The organism is Phenylobacterium sp. CCH9-H3, assembly GCF_001557235.1.
Classification (GTDB): domain Bacteria; phylum Pseudomonadota; class Alphaproteobacteria; order Caulobacterales; family Caulobacteraceae; genus Phenylobacterium.
Genome location: NZ_LSJI01000222.1, coordinates 1 through 17665, shown reverse-complemented (window position 1 = coordinate 17665; position 17665 = coordinate 1). Strand labels below are relative to the sequence as shown.

General features: G+C 66.6%; 11 protein-coding genes and 1 pseudogene. 11 read left to right on the top strand and 1 reads right to left on the bottom strand.

Annotated elements, in window-relative coordinates; translation table 11 throughout:
• The 8 genes and pseudogenes from AX721_RS27500 to AX721_RS19190 form a co-directional block, all read left to right on the top strand.
• Positions 1-79: pseudogene (locus AX721_RS27500) on the top strand (50S ribosomal protein L10); the annotation flags it as partial.
• Between the two features lie 42 nt (positions 80-121).
• Positions 122-508, top strand: coding sequence for a 50S ribosomal protein L7/L12 (gene rplL / locus AX721_RS19220; protein WP_068877589.1), 387 nt, complete (start codon positions 122-124; stop codon positions 506-508).
• 144 nt (positions 509-652) lie between these two features.
• Positions 653-1066: a hypothetical protein gene (locus tag AX721_RS19215; RefSeq protein WP_068877588.1), complete on the top strand. Its 414-nt coding sequence runs from the start codon at positions 653-655 to the stop codon at positions 1064-1066.
• A 418-nt stretch (positions 1067-1484) separates the two neighbouring features.
• Positions 1485-5555 carry a DNA-directed RNA polymerase subunit beta gene (gene rpoB / locus AX721_RS19210; protein WP_068877587.1) on the top strand — a complete coding sequence of 1357 codons (4071 nt, stop codon included), beginning with the start codon at positions 1485-1487 and terminating at the stop codon, positions 5553-5555.
• Between the two features lie 92 nt (positions 5556-5647).
• On the top strand, positions 5648-9841 hold the full coding sequence (gene rpoC, locus AX721_RS19205) for a DNA-directed RNA polymerase subunit beta' (RefSeq protein WP_068877586.1): 4194 nt from the start codon (positions 5648-5650) through the stop codon (positions 9839-9841).
• Between the two features lie 153 nt (positions 9842-9994).
• Positions 9995-11938 carry a S9 family peptidase gene (locus AX721_RS19200; RefSeq protein WP_068877585.1) on the top strand — a complete coding sequence of 648 codons (1944 nt, stop codon included), beginning with the start codon at positions 9995-9997 and terminating at the stop codon, positions 11936-11938.
• A gap of 60 nt (positions 11939-11998) precedes the next feature.
• Complete coding sequence (locus tag AX721_RS19195) at positions 11999-12328, top strand: zf-TFIIB domain-containing protein (protein ID WP_068877584.1); 330 nt, start codon at positions 11999-12001, stop codon at positions 12326-12328.
• Between the two features lie 93 nt (positions 12329-12421).
• Positions 12422-13525 (top strand): ferritin-like domain-containing protein, encoded by a 1104-nt coding sequence (locus tag AX721_RS19190; RefSeq protein WP_082765552.1) that lies wholly within the window; start codon positions 12422-12424, stop codon positions 13523-13525.
• Here AX721_RS19190 and AX721_RS19185 read toward each other — a convergent pair whose 3' ends face one another.
• Positions 13526-14176 carry a hypothetical protein gene (locus AX721_RS19185; RefSeq protein ID WP_156467261.1) on the bottom strand — a complete coding sequence of 217 codons (651 nt, stop codon included), beginning with the start codon at positions 14174-14176 and terminating at the stop codon, positions 13526-13528.
• A 346-nt stretch (positions 14177-14522) separates the two neighbouring features.
• Here AX721_RS19185 and rpsL point away from each other — a divergent pair, with 346 nt between their 5' ends.
• From rpsL to fusA, 3 genes are all read left to right on the top strand, one after another.
• A complete protein-coding gene (gene rpsL, locus AX721_RS19180; protein WP_068877582.1) occupies positions 14523-14894 on the top strand; it encodes a 30S ribosomal protein S12 in 372 nt (123 codons plus the stop codon).
• An 11-nt stretch (positions 14895-14905) separates the two neighbouring features.
• Positions 14906-15379 (top strand): 30S ribosomal protein S7, encoded by a 474-nt coding sequence (rpsG, locus tag AX721_RS19175; RefSeq protein WP_068877581.1) that lies wholly within the window; start codon positions 14906-14908, stop codon positions 15377-15379.
• A gap of 103 nt (positions 15380-15482) precedes the next feature.
• On the top strand, positions 15483-17561 hold the full coding sequence (fusA, locus tag AX721_RS19170) for an elongation factor G (RefSeq protein ID WP_068877580.1): 2079 nt from the start codon (positions 15483-15485) through the stop codon (positions 17559-17561).
• The last annotated feature ends 104 nt before the right edge of the window (positions 17562-17665 follow it).

Genomic DNA, 17665 nt, shown 5'->3' with positions numbered 1-17665 from the left:
GATCGCTGGCGTTCTGCAGGCTCCCGCCGGTCAGCTGGCTCGCGTCATGGGCGCTTACGCCGCCAAAGACGCCGCCTGATCGTCACTTCCCGACAAACCTCTCTCTTAAGGATTTAAACCAATGGCCAATCTCGAAAAGCTCGTCGACGACCTGTCGGCCCTGACCGTCCTGGAAGCCGCCGAGCTCTCCAAGCTGCTGGAAGAAAAGTGGGGCGTCTCCGCCGCCGCTCCGGTCGCCGTGGCCGCCGCTCCGGCCGCCGGTGGCGGCGCTCCGGCCGAAGCCGCCGAAGAGCAAACCGAGTTCACCGTTGTTCTGACCGCCGGCGGCGACAAGAAGATCAACGTGATCAAGGAAGTCCGCGGCGTCCGTCCGGACCTCGGCCTGAAGGAAGCCAAGGACCTGGTCGAAGGCGCTCCGCAGAACGTGAAGGAAAACGTTTCCAAGCAGGAAGCGGAAGAAATCAAGAAGAAGCTGGAAGAAGCCGGCGCCTCCGTCACCATCAAGTAGGTGGCGGCGCTGTCTCAGCGCTTCTGAAGATCGAGGGCCGGGAGAAATCCCGGCCCTTTTTCTATGCCCCCAAACGGGGGAGGCCGGGGACGGCCCCAGGATCCATCCTCAGGTCCAGAAGACGGAGGGGAGGTCTGTCCGGCCATGACCAGGATCACGCTCTATGTGGCGCTCGGCGCCCTGGCCGCCGCCGGGCTGTCCGCCGAACCGGCGCGCGCGCAGACGGCCTATGAGATCAACCGGTTGAACCAGGCGGTGCAGATCTGCAATTCGCCGATGGGCGCGGGTCTGGCGGAATGCGCTCAGCTGCGCGCGAGGCTGGGCATGGCCGGCGGGGGCGGGGCGCCGGGTGGCGGCGGTCTGGGCCTGGGAGGCGGCAAGGCCGCGGCTGCGGCGGGGATCGCCGGCGTGTTGAGCCTGGCGCTCGGCGCAGGCCGCAGCCAGCCCGCCGCCGCGCCGCCGCCAGCGAGCGCCAGCCCGGTCCACCCCGCGGTCCCGGCGTCGGCCCAGCCGTCGCCGCCCTCCAATCCGTTCGGGACCTTGTTGCCGCGCCGATAAACTGGGTCTTTTCCGGAACCCGGCCGTCGGCCTGCGGGTTTCATGGGGGCGAGAACGGACGTCAGCATGACAACCCGGGACATGCCCGGGACCCCCAACGGACGGCGCGGAGGACACGGCTCCGCGTCGTCCTCTCGCGTTCCGCGCGAATTTTCGGCTTGAGGGGGCTTCACAAGCGGCTCCAAAGGGCCTATTTCCGCCCGTTCGCGAAACATCTTCCGATTCACATCTTTCGATGCGGCCTTCGCGCGTGCAGGCCCCGAGGCATGGTCCCTAGCCCTCCGACCATGCGAAGGGGCGCTCCCGACGATACGGGGAGCATTCCAGCGTCCGGCCCCCGCAAGGGGGTCAGCAGGGCGGACGCAGGATGAAGCACTCGACGCCCGGAGTCCCCTCCTGGCGTCCTCAAGGGATCAAAATGGCGCAATCCTTCACCGGTAAGAAGCGGATCCGGAAGTCTTTCGGCCGCATTCCCGAAGCCGTGCAGATGCCGAACCTGATCGAGGTTCAGCGCTCCTCCTACGAGCAGTTCCTGCAGCGCGAAGTGCGCGCCGGCGAGCGCCGTGACGAGGGCGTGGAGGCGGTCTTCAAGTCCGTCTTCCCGATCAAGGACTTTAACGAGCGCGCCGTGCTCGAGTACGTCTCGTACGAGTTCGAAGAGCCGAAGTACGACGTCGAGGAATGCGTCCAGCGCGACATGACCTATGCCGCGCCGCTGAAGGTGAAGCTGCGCCTCATCGTCTTCGAAACCGACGAAGAGACCGGCGCCCGCTCCGTGAAGGACATCAAGGAGCAGGACGTCTACATGGGCGACATCCCGCTCATGACGGAGAAGGGCACCTTCATCGTCAACGGGACCCAGCGCGTCATCGTCTCGCAGATGCACCGCTCGCCGGGCGTCTTCTTCGACCACGACAAGGGCAAGACCCACGCCTCGGGCAAGCTGCTGTTCGCCGCCCGCGTGATCCCCTACCGCGGCTCGTGGCTCGACTTCGAGTTCGACGCCAAGGACATCCTCTACGTCCGCATCGACCGCCGCCGGAAGCTGCCGGCCACGACCTTCCTCATGGCCCTGGGCATGGACGGCGAGGAGATCCTCTCGACGTTCTACAAGACCGTCGCCTACGAGAAGAACAAGGGCGGCTGGTCCACGGCCTACATCCCCGAGCGCTGGCGCGGGGTGAAGCCGGAGTTCCCGCTGATCGACGCCGACAGCGGCGAAGAGATCGCGCCGGCCGGCACCAAGATCTCGGCGCGCAACGCCAAGAAGTTCGCCGACAATGGCCTCAAGACCCTGCTGCTGCCGCCGGAGGCCCTGAACGGCCGCTACCTGGCGCGCGACCTGGTCAACTTCGAGACCGGCGAGATCTACGCCGAGGCCGGCGATGAGCTGGACGCGGGCCTGATCGCCTCGCTGGAAGAGCAGGGTTTCACCACCCTCGACGTCCTGGACATCGACCACGTCACCATCGGCGCCTACATCCGCAACACCCTGCGGGTGGACAAGAACACCGCCCGCGAGGACGCTCTGTTCGACATCTACCGCGTCATGCGCCCGGGCGAGCCGCCGACGGTGGAAGCCGCCGAGGCGATGTTCAAGTCGCTGTTCTTCGACGGCGAGCGCTACGACCTCTCCTCGGTCGGCCGCGTGAAGATGAACATGCGCCTGGAACTGGACTGCCCGGACGACGTGCGCATCCTGCGCAAGGAAGACGTGCTGGCCGTACTGACCACCCTGGTGGGCCTGCGCGACGGCAAGGGCGAGATCGACGACATCGACAACCTGGGCAACCGCCGGGTGCGTTCGGTGGGCGAACTGCTCGAGAACCAGTACCGCGTCGGCCTGCTCCGCATGGAGCGCGCCATCAAGGAGCGCATGAGCTCGGTCGATATCGACACGGTCATGCCGCACGACCTGATCAATGCGAAGCCGGCGGCCGCGGCCGTGCGGGAGTTCTTCGGCTCCTCGCAGCTCTCGCAGTTCATGGACCAGACCAACCCGCTGTCGGAAATCACCCACAAGCGCCGCCTGTCGGCCCTTGGCCCGGGCGGCCTGACGCGCGAGCGGGCGGGCTTCGAAGTCCGCGACGTGCACCCGACCCACTACGGCCGGATCTGCCCGATCGAGACGCCGGAAGGCCCGAACATCGGCCTGATCAACTCGCTCGCCACCCACGCGGTGGTGAACAAGTACGGCTTCATCGAGAGCCCGTACCGGCGGATCAAGGACGGCAAGACGACGGAAGAGGTCGTCTACATGTCGGCCATGGAAGAGGCGAAGCACGTCATCGCCCAGGCCAACATCAAGCTCGACAACGGCTCCATCGTCGACGACCTGGTCCCCGGCCGGGTGAACGGCGAGCCGTCCCTGCTGCCCAAGGAGCAGGTCGACCTGATGGACGTGTCGCCGAAGCAGGTCGTCTCGGTGGCCGCCTCGCTGATCCCGTTCCTGGAAAACGACGACGCCAACCGCGCCCTCATGGGCTCGAACATGCAGAAGCAGGCCGTGCCGCTCATCCAGTCGGATGCGCCGCTGGTGGGCACCGGCATGGAAAGCGTCGTGGCGGTGGACTCCGGCGCGGTCGTCACGGCCCGCCGCTCGGGCGTGGTCGAGCAGATCGACGGCACCCGCATCGTCGTCCGCGCCACGGAAGAGACCGACCCGACCAAGCCCGGCGTCGACATCTACCGCCTGCAGAAGTTCCAGCGCTCGAACACCTCGACCTGCATCAACCAGCGTCCGCTGGTGCAGGTGGGTGACCGGATCCGCGCCGGCGACGTGATCGCCGACGGCCCGTCGACCGAGCTGGGCGAACTGGCCCTCGGCCGGAACACGCTCGTCGCGTTCATGCCCTGGAACGGCTACAACTTCGAGGACTCGATCCTGATCTCCGAGCGCATCGTGCGCGACGACATCTTCACCTCGATCCACCTCGAGGAATTCGAGGTCATGGCCCGCGACACCAAGCTGGGCCCGGAAGAGATCACCCGCGACATCCCGAACGTCGGCGAGGAAGCCCTGCGCAACCTCGACGAAGCGGGCATCGTGGCGATCGGCGCCGAAGTGATGCCCGGCGACATTCTCGTGGGTAAGGTCACGCCCAAGGGCGAGAGCCCGATGACCCCGGAAGAGAAGCTGCTGCGCGCCATCTTCGGTGAGAAGGCTTCCGACGTCCGCGACACGTCCCTGCGCCTGCCCCCGGGCGTCGCCGGCACGATCGTCGAGGTCCGGGTCTTCAATCGTCACGGCGTCGACAAGGACGAGCGCGCGCTGGCCATCGAACGGGCGGAAATCGACCGTCTGGGCAAGGACCGCGACGACGAGTTCGGCATCCTGAACCGCAACATGACCAGCCGCCTGCGCGACCTGCTGGTGGGCAAGACGGCGGTGTCGGGTCCGAAGGGCCTGGCCCGTGGCAAGATCGAAGCCGACAAGCTGGACGAGATCGCGCCGGGTCTGTGGTGGCAGATCGCCCTCGACGACGAAAAGGCGATGGGCGAGCTGGAGGCCATGCGCCGCCAGTTCGACGAGGGGCGCAAGCGCCTCGACCGCCGCTTCGAGGACAAGGTCGACAAGCTGCAGCGCGGCGACGAACTGCCCCCGGGCGTGATGAAGATGGTCAAGGTGTTCGTGGCGGTGAAGCGCAAGCTGCAGCCGGGCGACAAGATGGCCGGCCGTCACGGCAACAAGGGCGTCATCTCCAAGATCCTGCCGATCGAGGACATGCCGTACCTGGAGAACGGCCAGCACGTGGACATCGTGCTGAACCCGCTGGGCGTGCCCTCGCGCATGAACGTCGGCCAGATCTTCGAGACGCACCTGGGCTGGGCCTCCGCGGGCCTGGGCAAGCAGGTCGCCGACCTGCTGGAAGCCTGGCAGAACGGCGGCCAGCGCCAGGCGCTGATCGACTACCTCGCCGGGACCTACGGGCCCGACGAGGAGCTGCCGGACAGCGACGAGGAGCTGATCGAGCTGGCCCGGAACCTCTCGAAGGGCATTCCCTTCGCGACCCCGGTCTTCGACGGCGCGCACATCGACGACATCGAGAACCTGCTGGAGAAGGCGGGTCTCGACCGCTCCGGCCAGTCGTACCTGTACGACGGCCAGACGGGCGAGCGGTTCAAGCGTCCGGTCACGGTCGGCTACATCTACATGCTGAAGCTGCACCACCTGGTCGACGACAAGATCCACGCCCGCTCGATCGGTCCGTACAGCCTCGTCACCCAGCAGCCGCTGGGCGGTAAGGCCCAGTTCGGCGGCCAGCGCTTCGGGGAAATGGAAGTGTGGGCCCTGGAAGCCTACGGCGCCGCCTACACCCTGCAGGAAATGCTGACGGTGAAGTCGGACGACGTGGCGGGCCGGACCAAGGTCTACGAGAGCATCGTCCGCGGCGACGACACCTTCGAGGCCGGCATCCCGGAAAGCTTCAACGTGCTGGTCAAGGAGATGCGCTCCCTGGGCCTGAACGTGGAGCTGGAGAACAGCTGACGGATTGCAGAGCCCTCCCTCGGAAGGGGGAGGGCGCTTCGCCCGCCCAGCTCTGACGAAATTTCGCGGCGCACGCCGCAGAAGGAACCAAGATGAACCAGGAAGTCCTGAACATCTTCAATCCGGTCCAGGCCGCTCCGACCTTCGACCGCATCCGTATCGCCCTGGCCTCGCCGGAAAAGATCCGTTCGTGGTCGTTCGGCGAGATCAAGAAGCCCGAGACCATCAACTACCGCACGTTCAAGCCCGAGCGTGACGGCCTGTTCTGCGCGCGGATCTTCGGTCCGACGAAGGACTACGAGTGCCTGTGCGGCAAGTACAAGCGCATGAAGTACAAGGGCATCATCTGCGAGAAGTGCGGGGTGGAAGTCACCCTGGCGCGCGTCCGCCGCGAGCGGATGGGCCACATCGAGCTGGCCTCGCCGGTCGCCCACATCTGGTTCCTGAAGTCGCTGCCGAGCCGCATCGCCCTGATGCTGGACATGGCGCTGAAGGACATCGAGCGCGTCCTGTACTTCGAGCACTACATCGTCACCGAGCCGGGCCTGACCCCGCTGAAGCAGCACCAGCTGCTGTCGGAAGACGACTACCTGCGCTTCCAGGAAGAGTTCGGCGACGACAGCTTCACCGCCGAGATCGGCGCCGAGGCGGTCCAGGGCCTGCTGAAGGGCATCGACCTCGAGAAGGAGGCCGAGAAGCTCCGCGAGGAACTGCAGACCACCACCTCGGAAATGAAGCTCAAGAAGGCGTCCAAGCGCCTGAAGCTCATCGAGAGCTTCACCGAGAGCAACAACAAGCCCGAGTGGATGGTGCTGACGGTGATCCCCGTGATCCCGCCGGAACTGCGCCCGCTGGTGCCGCTGGACGGCGGCCGCTTCGCGACCTCGGACCTGAACGACCTCTACCGCCGGGTCATCAACCGGAACAACCGCCTGAAGCGCCTCATCGAGCTGCGTGCGCCGGACATCATCATCCGCAACGAAAAGCGGATGCTGCAGGAAGCCGTCGACGCCCTGTTCGACAACGGCCGCCGCGGCCGGGTGATCACGGGCGCCAACAAGCGCCCGCTGAAGTCGCTGGCCGACATGCTGAAGGGCAAGCAGGGCCGGTTCCGCCAGAACCTGCTCGGCAAGCGCGTCGACTACTCCGGCCGTTCGGTCATCGTGGTGGGTCCCGAGCTGAAGCTGCACGAGTGCGGCCTGCCGAAGAAGATGGCGCTGGAGCTGTTCAAGCCGTTCATCTACGCGCGCTTGGACGCCAAGGGCCTGTCCGGCACCGTCAAGCAGTCCAAGCGGATGGTGGAGCGCGAGCAGCCGGCCGTCTGGGACATCCTGGACGAGGTGATCCGCGAGCACCCCGTGCTGCTGAACCGCGCGCCGACGCTGCACCGCCTGGGCATCCAGGCGTTCGAGCCCAAGCTGATCGAGGGTAAGGCCATCCAGCTTCACCCGCTGGTCTGCGCGGCCTTCAACGCCGACTTCGACGGCGACCAGATGGCTGTCCACGTGCCGCTCTCGCTGGAAGCCCAGCTGGAAGCGCGCGTGCTGATGATGAGCACGAACAACATCCTGTCGCCGGCCAACGGCCGTCCGATCATCGTGCCGTCGCAGGACATCGTCCTGGGCCTCTACTACCTGTCGCTGGCCAAGGACAACGAGCCGGGCGAGGGCAAGGTGTTCGCCGACCTGGCCGAGATCGACCAGGCGCTGGACGCCGGCGTGGTCACGCTGCACTCGAAGATCAAGGCGCGTCACACCGAGATGGACGCCGACGGCGCCGTCGTGCGGAAGGTGATCGACACGACGCCGGGGCGGATGAAGATCGCGGCCCTGCTGCCGCATCACCAGGCCATCGGCCACCGCCTGCTCGAGAAGAACCTGACCAAGAAGGAGATCGGCAACCTGATCGACGCTGTCTACCGGCACTGCGGTCAGAAGGCGACGGTCATCTTCGCCGACCAGATGATGGGCCTGGGCTTCCGCGAGGCGGCCAAGGCGGGGATCTCCTTCGGCAAGGACGACATCGTCATCCCGGCCCGCAAGGCCCCGATCGTCGAAGAGACCCGCAAGCTCGTGGAAGAGTACGAGCAGCAGTACGCCGACGGCCTGATCACCAAGGGCGAGAAGTACAACAAGGTCGTCGACGCCTGGGCCAAGGCCACGGACCGGGTCGCCGACGAGATGATGGCCGAGGTCAGCTCGGCGCCTGTGGGAGCCGATGGTCGCCAGCAGGAGATCAACTCGATCTTCATGATGAGCAACTCCGGCGCCCGTGGTTCGCAGGCCCAGATGAAGCAGCTTGGCGGGATGCGCGGCCTGATGGCCAAGCCGTCCGGCGAGATCATCGAGACGCCGATCATCTCGAACTTCAAGGAAGGCCTGACCGTCCAGGAGTACTTCAACTCCACCCACGGCGCCCGTAAGGGCCTGGCCGACACCGCGCTGAAGACGGCGAACTCTGGGTACCTGACCCGCCGTCTCGTCGACGTGGCGCAGGATTGCATCATCACCGAGGAAGACTGCGGCACCACGCGCGGCATCACGCTGCGCGCCGTGGTCGAGGGCGGCGACGTGCTGGTCAGCCTGGGCCAACGCATCCTGGGCCGTTTCGCGGCCGAGGACGTGAAGGACCCGGGCACCAACGACGTGATCGTCCCGGCCGACACCTATCTCGACGAGAACATGTGCGATCTGGTCGAGAGCGCCGGCGTCCAGTCGGTGAAGATCCGCTCGGTCCTGACCTGCGAGACCAAGGTCGGCGTCTGCGGCGCCTGCTACGGCCGCGACCTGGCCCGCGGCACGCCGGTGAACATCGGTGAAGCGGTCGGCGTCATCGCCGCCCAGTCGATCGGCGAGCCCGGCACCCAGCTGACGATGCGGACCTTCCACATCGGCGGCACCGCCCAGGTGGCCGAGCAGTCGTTCTTCGAAAGCGCCAACGAGGGCGTCGCGCGGATCTCCGGCGGCAACACCGTGGTCGCCGCCGACGGCGGGCTGATCTCGATGAGCCGCAACCTGACCCTGACCGTCCAGGTCGATGGCAAGGACCGCGAGTCCTACAAGGTGCCCTATGGCGCCCGCCTGCACGTCAAGGACGGCGGCAAGGTCAAGCGCGGCGAGCGCCTGGCCAGCTGGGACCCCTACACCACGCCGATCATCACGGAAGTGGGCGGCAAGGTGCGGTTCGAGGACCTGGTGGAGAACTTCTCGTTCCGCGAGGAAGCCGACGAAGCCACCGGCATCTCCAACCGCGTGGTCATCGACTGGCGCGCCAGCTCGAAGGGTTCGGACCTGCGTCCGGCCATGTCGGTGCTGGGCGAGGACGGGGCCTACAAGCGCCTGTCGAACGGCGGCGAGGCCCGCTACCTGCTCCCGGTGGGCGCCATTCTCTCCATCGGCGACGGTGACGAGGTGAAGCCCGGCGAGATCATGGCGCGTATCCCGACCGAAAGCGCCAAGACCCGCGACATCACCGGCGGTCTGCCGCGGGTGGCCGAACTGTTCGAAGCCCGGCGTCCGAAGGACTGCGCGGTCATCGCCGAGATGGACGGTCGCGTCGAGTTCGGTCGCGACTACAAGAACAAGCGCCGCATCAAGATCACCCCCGAGGATGGTGGCGAGGCGGTCGAGTTCCTGATCCCCAAGGGCAAGCACATCGCGGTCCACGACGGCGACGTGATCCGGAAGGGCGAGTACATCATCGACGGCAACCCGGACCCGCACGACATCCTGCGGATCCAGGGGATCGAGGCGCTGGCCGACTTCCTGGTGAACGAGATCCAGGAGGTCTACCGACTGCAGGGCGTGCCGATCAACGACAAGCACATCGAGACGATCGTGCGCCAGATGCTGCAGAAGGTGGAAATCCTCGAGCCGGGCGACACCGGCCTGCTCAAGGGCGACCACCTGGACAAGCAGGAAGTGGAGGACGAGAGCGCCAAGGCGGAAGCCCGCGGCGGCCGTCCGGCGCTCACCCAGCCGGTCCTGCTCGGCATCACCAAGGCCAGCCTGCAGACCCGCAGCTTCATCTCGGCCGCCTCCTTCCAGGAGACGACCCGGGTGCTGACCGAGGCCGCGGTCCAGGGCAAGAGCGACACCCTGGAAGGGCTGAAGGAGAACGTGATCGTGGGCCGCCTGATCCCGGCGGGCACGGGCTCGTACCTGCGGAACCTGCAGCGCATCGCCGCCAAGCGCGACGAGGCCCTGACGGCCAGCCGCGAGGAGGCCATGGAGCCGCTGCCGGCCGAGATCGCCGACGCGGCGGTCGCCGAGACGGTCGAGGGCTAAACCTCTCCAGTCCAGTCACGCGTAACGAGCGGCCCGGGGGAAACCCCGGGCCGTTTTGTTTTGGCCGCGCTGCCGATGTGGTCCGGTCTGGGTTGCGTCACAGCCAAGCTGCACGCTACCCTCGTGGCGGGGAATACGGGGGTGTCTTCCAAAATGCGTAGCGTACTCGCGGCGTCGGCCGCGCTCGTCGTGGCCAGCGGAGCGCAGGCCGCGCCGCCGCCGGCGTCTGCGTTCGGCCGTGTGCCGGCGGTGGTGGACGCCGCGATCTCGCCCAGCGGCCAAAGGGTCGCCATCCTGGGCGGCGCGTCAGACCAGCGGGTGATCTCGATCGCTACGATCGATCAGCCGGACCTGCCGATCCTGAAGCTCGGAGACGTTGAGACCACCCGGCTGCGCTGGGCCGGCGACGACCATGTCATCGCGAGCGTCGCGTACTGGCACGACGCCGGTCCCAAGCAGTTCTACCGGATCGAGCGCCACATCGCGGTCACGCCGCAGGCCAAGGCTGTGTCCCGCTTCTTCGACAACTTGACGACCACGCAATATCTGGTCGGCGGCCAGCCCATCGTGGGCATCACCAACTCGTCGCCGGCGCGCGTGCTGGTCAACGACCTGGTCGAGGGCATGGGGGCCGACTCCATGAACACGAAGATCAAGCGGAAGGGCGTTCAGAACGCCAGCGTGCGGGCGATGTGGAGCATTGATCCGGCCACGGGGAAGGGACGGGTCATTGAGCGCGGCGACTACGACACCCGGTCCTGGGACGTCGATCTGAGCGGCGAGGCCCGGGTCCGCATCGACGTCGACGAACTGACCTTCCGGCGTTCGGTGTTCGGCCGCCCCAAGGGCAAGAACCAGTGGACACAGCTGTGGGCGGAAGGTGTTGGGCCCGAGCAGACCTTCCTGGGCTACTCCGAGCCGGAGGACGCCGTGTTCCTGGAGCGTGACGGCAAGTTGATCCGCCTGCGCCTGACGGACCGTGTGGAAGAGGTGGTGAGCGAGGGCGGCGCCGGGCTCGAGTTGATCTGGGACGTCAATCGCAACGGGCTGGCGGGTTTCGCGCTCGGGTCCGATCAACCGAAGGTCCAATGGCTCGACCCCGAGATTGGCGCGGCGCACGCCACGCTTGGTCGTGCGTTCAAGGGGCGCAACGTCGCGTTGGATGGTTGGTCCGCGGACCGGACGCGGTTCATGGCTCGCGTATCGTCGCCGTCCCATCCGGGCGTCTGGTATCTCTACGACAAGACCCGCAAGGAAATTTCGCCGCTGGGTGAGGAGTATCCCGAGCTGAAGGGGGCTGCGCTCGGCGCGACCCGCGCCTTCACCTACAAGGCGCGGGACGGGCTGGAGATCCCGGCGTTCCTGACCCTTCCGCCCGGTGTGACCGACGCGAGGAAGCTGCCCCTGGTGGTGCTGCCCCACGGCGGGCCCGCGGCGCACGACGAGTTCGACTTCGACTACATCGCCCAGTTCCTCGCGACCCGTGGCTATGCGGTGCTGCAGCCGCAGTTTCGGGGATCGACGGGCTTTGGCCGCGCCCACAAAGACGCGGGGCGAGGGGAGTGGGGCGGCAAGGTGCAGACCGATCTTCTCGATGGGATCGCCACATTGGCCGGGTCCGGCGAGATCGATGCGGGCCGCGTGTGCATCGTGGGCGCGAGCTTTGGCGGATATGCCGCGCTGGCCGGCGCGACGCTGAATCCCAGCGCGTATCGCTGCGCGGCGTCCATCGCCGGCATCTCGGACCTGGGACTTCTGCTGACCGAGGAAGCCCGCCTCTACGGCCGCGAGAGCGCGGGCCTCGAGGATCTGCGTGAGGAACTCGGCGTCATGGAGCCCGGCAAGATCGGCGCGATGTCCCCGGCCCGCCACGCCCAGGCGTCCAAGGCTCCGATACTGCTGATCCACGGGGACAAGGACACGGTCGTCCTGCCGTCGCAGTCGTTGCTGATGGCCGAAAAGCTGAAGGCGCTGAACCTGCCCTACGAGCTCGTGATCCTCGAGAACGAGAACCACTACCTCACCCGTAGCGCGACGCGGACCCAGACCCTGGAGGTTCTGGAGCGATTCCTGGCGAAGAACCTGCCGGTGAACTGATCGCCCCTTGGCATACGCGTATGAGTCATTAGATCAGTCCTTCACCGAGGAGGACCGCCCGTGCCGCTGCTGCTCTGCCCGAACTGCAACACGTCCATGCAGAACGTCGCCCGCTCCGGCGTGGAGATCGACATGTGCCCCAGCTGCCGCGGGGTCTGGCTCGACCGCGGCGAGTTGGAAAAGCTGTTGAACGGCCAGCGCGAGGAGCAGGTGGGCCAGCAACAGGACCGCCAGCGCTTCGAGCGCGAGGTGTCCGAGTTCCATCGCAGCCCGGACGAGTGGAAGCGCAAGCACCCCTACGACCGGGAGCACGGCCGCTACCGCTACGACGACGACTATCACTACAAGAAGAAAAAGAAGGGCTTCGACATCTTCGACATCTTCGATTGAGCCGCTCCAGGTTGATCTCGATCAAAGATGACGCGGGCGTCATTTTTATGATCTCCCCAGGCCCGGACCACACCGGGCGACAGGGAGACGCCCATGCTGCAGGTCCAAGAGGTCAAGGGTCCGCCCACCGAGGTGCAGTACTTCGGTGAGGAGGATCTCGCCCACCGGCTGACCGACCACGACGTCGAGGTCATCCGCGAGATATTCCACACGCCGCTGACCGGCTCGTACAACTGGGATTACGAAGCGGCGAACGCCCGCATCCGGCGGCTCTACGAACTGGGCAAGCGGTTCAACTGGAACTCCGAACTGGACGTGGACTGGACCCTGCCGCCGCCGGCGCCGCAGGCTGATGCGCCCGAGCCGCAGGGATTCAGCGACCATCCCAAGTGGAGGGCGCTGACCCCGGCCCAGAAGGCCGACTTCATGCGCCGGACCAGCGCCCAGACGCTGTCGCAGTTCCTGCATGGGGAGCAGGGGGCCCTGATGGTCGCCTCGCAGCTGGTGAGCTGCGCCCCGACCCACGACGCCAAGCTCTACGCCGCCTCCCAGACCTTCGACGAGGCGCGGCACGTGGAGGTGTTCCACCGCTACCTGATGGAGCGGTGCCACATGATCTATCCGATCAATCCGAACCTGAAGTTCCTGCTGGACAAGGTGCTCACCGACGAGCGGTGGGACCTGAAGTTCATCGGCATGCAGATCCTCATCGAGGGCCTGGCGCTCGCCGCGTTCCAGACCATCCACGAGAGCACGCCGGACCCGCTGTTGAAGCAGGTCGTCGGCCTGGTGATGCGCGACGAGGGCCGGCACGTGGCGTTTGGCGTGAACTACCTGGAGGACTGGATCCGCTCGCTGCCGCAGGACCAGATCGAGGAGCGCGCCCAGTTCGCCTACGAGGCCTGCGTGGTGATGAAGAACCGGCTGGTCTCGACCACGGTGGCCGAGGAGTTCGGCTTCACCCATGAGGAGGCGCTGGAGATCAACGCCCGGAGCCACGGCGGCCAGGCGTTCCGCAAGTTCCTGTTCGAGCGGATGATCCCGAACCTGAAACGGGTGGGCCTGCTCACCGACGCCATCCGGCCGAAGTTCGAGGAGCTGGGCGTGCTGGAGTTCGAGAGCCTGCAGCACGACGGGATGATCGACTGGGCGGTGCTGGAGGCGCCGCTGGAGATGAAGGCCCGGGTGGCCGCCTGATCAGAAGGGGACCTTCGCGGCCGGGCGGTCGTTGCCGAGCGAACCGGCCAACGCCTCCGCCTGGCCGGGAGGCCCTCGGTACTTGTCCCAGCCTGCGCCGGGCGTGGGCGGCGAGGGCGGCATGACGCCGCGCTTGTAGCCATAGTCCTGCTCCTTGCGCAGGGCCGCGCGCGCCAGGTCGGACGCCTTGCCCGCCTCGATCCCGAGCCCGAGCGGCGGCGCGTCCCGACCGCCGGCGAAGAACCGTTCCTGGCAGGCCTCCCGCTCGGACCGCGACAGGCTCGGGTCGTCGCAGTTGCGGCGGCTGCGCAGCGCGTTGCGGGCGTTGGAGGCCAGGGCGTCCTCGTAGGGCGGGATCGCCAGGGTCCGCGGTCCGGCGGAGGCCGCGGGCCGCGGCGCGTCCTGGGGGCGCTCGGGAACGACCAGCGGCGCCACGGGCGGGGGCTCGGAGAAGCGGGTCTGGCGGCGGTGCAGGCGGATCGGCGTCGGCTTGCCGTCGGGGGCGCTGGCGGCGGGCGGCGTGCGCGGCATGATCAGGACGGGGATGATCGGCTCGGGCGGGCCGGAGCGCATCTCGGGCATGCGCAGGCGCGGCGCGTGCAGGACCAGGAGGGTCGCGAGCACCGCGTGGGCGGCCAGCGAGGCCGCCACGATCCCATACCTCCGGCTCCGACCCGCCGCCGGCATCAACGCTCCTTGCTTCCCCGCGAAAGCTGCGCCTTAGGGAAGGGGCGTTCGCGAGGCGAATTCATGGCCGCGGCCGATCTTCCGGCCCAGTCCGCACGCAGATTGACGAGACGGCCCTTCCCGACTATGTAGCGCGCTCTTTCGAGGCCGGGGATTCTTCCCAGCTCCGATGAGCCGCTCCCGCCGGAACGCCGCTACGGTGCTCCGGCGAGTTTTTGCGTTTCATGGGTGGGCCTCGAGCAACGACCAAAACGATCCCAACTGAGGCGCCTCGGCCAAACGGCACACGCCTCCACGCAAGCGAGACTAGATGCCGACAGTCAACCAGCTCATCCGTAAGCCCCGGCAAAACAAGCCGGCGCGCAACAAGGTCCCGGCCCTGAAGGGGTGCCCGCAACGCCGCGGCGTCTGCACCCGGGTTTACACCACGACCCCGAAGAAGCCGAACTCGGCTCTGCGTAAGGTCGCCAAGGTCCGTCTGACCACCGGCATCGAAGCTGTGTGCTACATCCCCGGCGAAGGTCACAACCTGCAGGAACACTCGGTGGTCCTGATCCGCGGCGGCCGCGTGAAGGACTTGCCCGGCGTCCGTTATCACATCCTGCGCGGCGTGCTCGACACGCAAGGCGTCAAGGATCGTCGCCAGCGCCGTTCGCTCTACGGCGCCAAGCGTCCGAAGTAAGGAATTCAGAGATGTCCCGTCGCCGTCGCGCAGATAAACGTGAAGTCCTCCCGGATCCGAAGTTCGGGGACCTCGTCGTCACCAAGTTCATGAACTACGTGATGTACGAAGGTAAGAAGGCTGTGGCCGAGACCATCGTCTATGGCGCCTTCGATATCCTCGAGAACCGCCGCAAGGACCTGGGCCCGCTGGAAACCTTCCACACCGCCCTCGACAACGTAGCCCCGGCCATCGAAGTCCGCTCCCGCCGGGTCGGCGGCGCGACCTACCAGGTCCCCGTGGAAGTGCGCCCCGAGCGCCGCCGCGCCCTGGCGATCCGCTGGCTGATCAACGCCGCCCGCAACCGCGGCGAAAACACCATGACCGAGAAGCTGGCCGGCGAGCTGCTGGACGCCTCCTCGAACCGCGGCGCCGCCGTCAAGAAGCGTGAAGACACGCACAAGATGGCCGAAGCCAACCGGGCGTTCTCGCACTACCGCTGGTAAGCCCGACTTCCAAGTGAGCTTTCCGGCGCGGGCGGTTTGAGATAAACCGCCCGCGCCGTTCGTTCAGCCTCCCGCACACATCCTTTTTCGCAGAGCATCCGCTATGCCCCGCACGCATAAGATCGAAGACTACCGCAACTTCGGAATCATGGCGCACATCGACGCCGGGAAGACGACGACGACGGAGCGGATCCTCTACTACACCGGCAAGAGCCATAAGATCGGTGAAGTCCATGATGGCGCGGCCACCATGGACTGGATGGAGCAAGAGCAGGAGCGCGGCATCACCATCACGTCGGCCGCGACGACCGCGTTCTGGAACGGCAAGCGCCTGAACATCATCGACACCCCCGGGCACGTGGACTTCACCATCGAAGTCGAGCGCAGCCTGCGCGTGCTGGACGGCGCCGTGGCGGTGCTGGACGGCAACCAGGGCGTCGAGCCGCAGACCGAGACGGTCTGGCGCCAGGCCGACCGCTACAACGTTCCGCGGATCGTGTTCGTCAACAAGATGGACAAGATCGGCGCCGACTTCCAGATGTGCCTGAAGACCATCCGCGAGCGGCTGGGCGTGAAGGCCGTTCCGATCCAGCTGCCGATCGGCTCGGAGTCGAACCTGAAGGGCATCGTCGACCTGGTCCGCATGAAGGCGGTGGTCTGGGAGTCGGAAGGCCTGGGCGCCAACTACCACGACGAAGACATCCCGGCCGACATGAAGGCGGAGGCCGAAGAGGCCCGCAACTACATGATCGAGAACGCCGTCGAGCTCGATGACGAGGCGATGGAAGCCTATCTGAGCGGCGAAGAGCCCTCGATCGACGTGATCAAGAAGTGCCTCCGCAAGGCGGTGCTGACGGGCGCCTTCTATCCGATCCTCGCGGGCTCGGCCTTCAAGAACAAGGGCGTGCAGCCGCTGCTGGACGCCGTGGTCGACTACCTGCCGTCGCCGGTGGACATCCCCCCGACCAAGGGCATCGACTACAAGACCGAGGCCGAAGTCGAGCGCAAGGCGTCCGACGAGGAGCCGCTGTCGGTCCTGGCGTTCAAGATCATGGACGACCCCTTCGTGGGCTCGCTCACCTTCTGCCGGATCTACTCGGGCAAGCTGGAAGCCGGCATGGGCCTGCTGAACTCGACGCGCGACAAGCGCGAGCGGGTCGGCCGGATGCTGCTCATGCACTCCAACAACCGGGAAGACATCAAGGAAGCCTTCGCCGGCGACATCGTCGCCCTGGCGGGCCTGAAGGACACCCGCACGGGCGACACCCTGTGCGACCCGAACAAGTCGCCGGTCATCCTGGAGAAGATGAACTTCCCCGAGCCGGTGATCGAGATCGCCATCGAGCCGAAGTCGAAGGCCGACCAGGAAAAGCTGGGCGTCGCCCTGGCCAAGATGGTCGCCGAGGACCCGTCCTTCACCGTCCACACCGACCAGGAGTCGGGCCAGACGATCATGAAGGGCATGGGCGAGCTTCACCTCGACATCAAGGTCGACATCCTGAAGCGGACCTACAAGGTCGAAGCCAACATCGGCGCGCCGCAGGTGGCCTACCGCGAGAGCCTCGGCAAGGTCGCGGACATCGACTACACGCACAAGAAGCAGACCGGCGGTACGGGCCAGTTCGCCCGCGTGAAGATCAAGTTCGAGCCGGGCGAGCCGGGTTCGGGCTTCGTCTTCGAAAGCGCCATCGTCGGCGGTGCGGTGCCGAAGGAATACATCCCCGGCGTCCAGAAGGGCCTGGAGTCGGCGAAGGACAACGGCCTGCTGGCCGGGTTCCCGCTGATCGACTTCAAGGCGACGCTGTACGACGGCGGCTACCACGACGTGGACTCCTCGGTCCTGGCCTTCGAAATCGCCAGCCGCGCGGCCTTCAAGGAGCTCCGTGAAAAGGGCGCCCCGAAGCTGCTCGAGCCGATCATGAAGGTCGAGGTCCTGACCCCGGACGAGTACATGGGCGACGTCATCGGCGACCTGAACTCGCGGCGCGGCCAGATCCAGGGCACCGAGACCCGCGGCAACGCCCAGGTGGTCACGGCCTTCGTGCCGCTGGCCAACATGTTCGGCTACATCAACACCCTGCGCTCGTTCTCCCAGGGCCGCGCGCAGTTCACCATGCAGTACGACCACTACGACCCGGTGCCGCAAGTCGTCGCCGACGAAGTGATCAAGAAGTACGCCTGACCTTCCAACCCTAGTAAGAGGACAAGCCCGGACAGGGCTGGAGCTTGAAATGGCCAAAGAGAAGTTCGAACGCAACAAGCCGCACTGCAACATCGGCACGATCG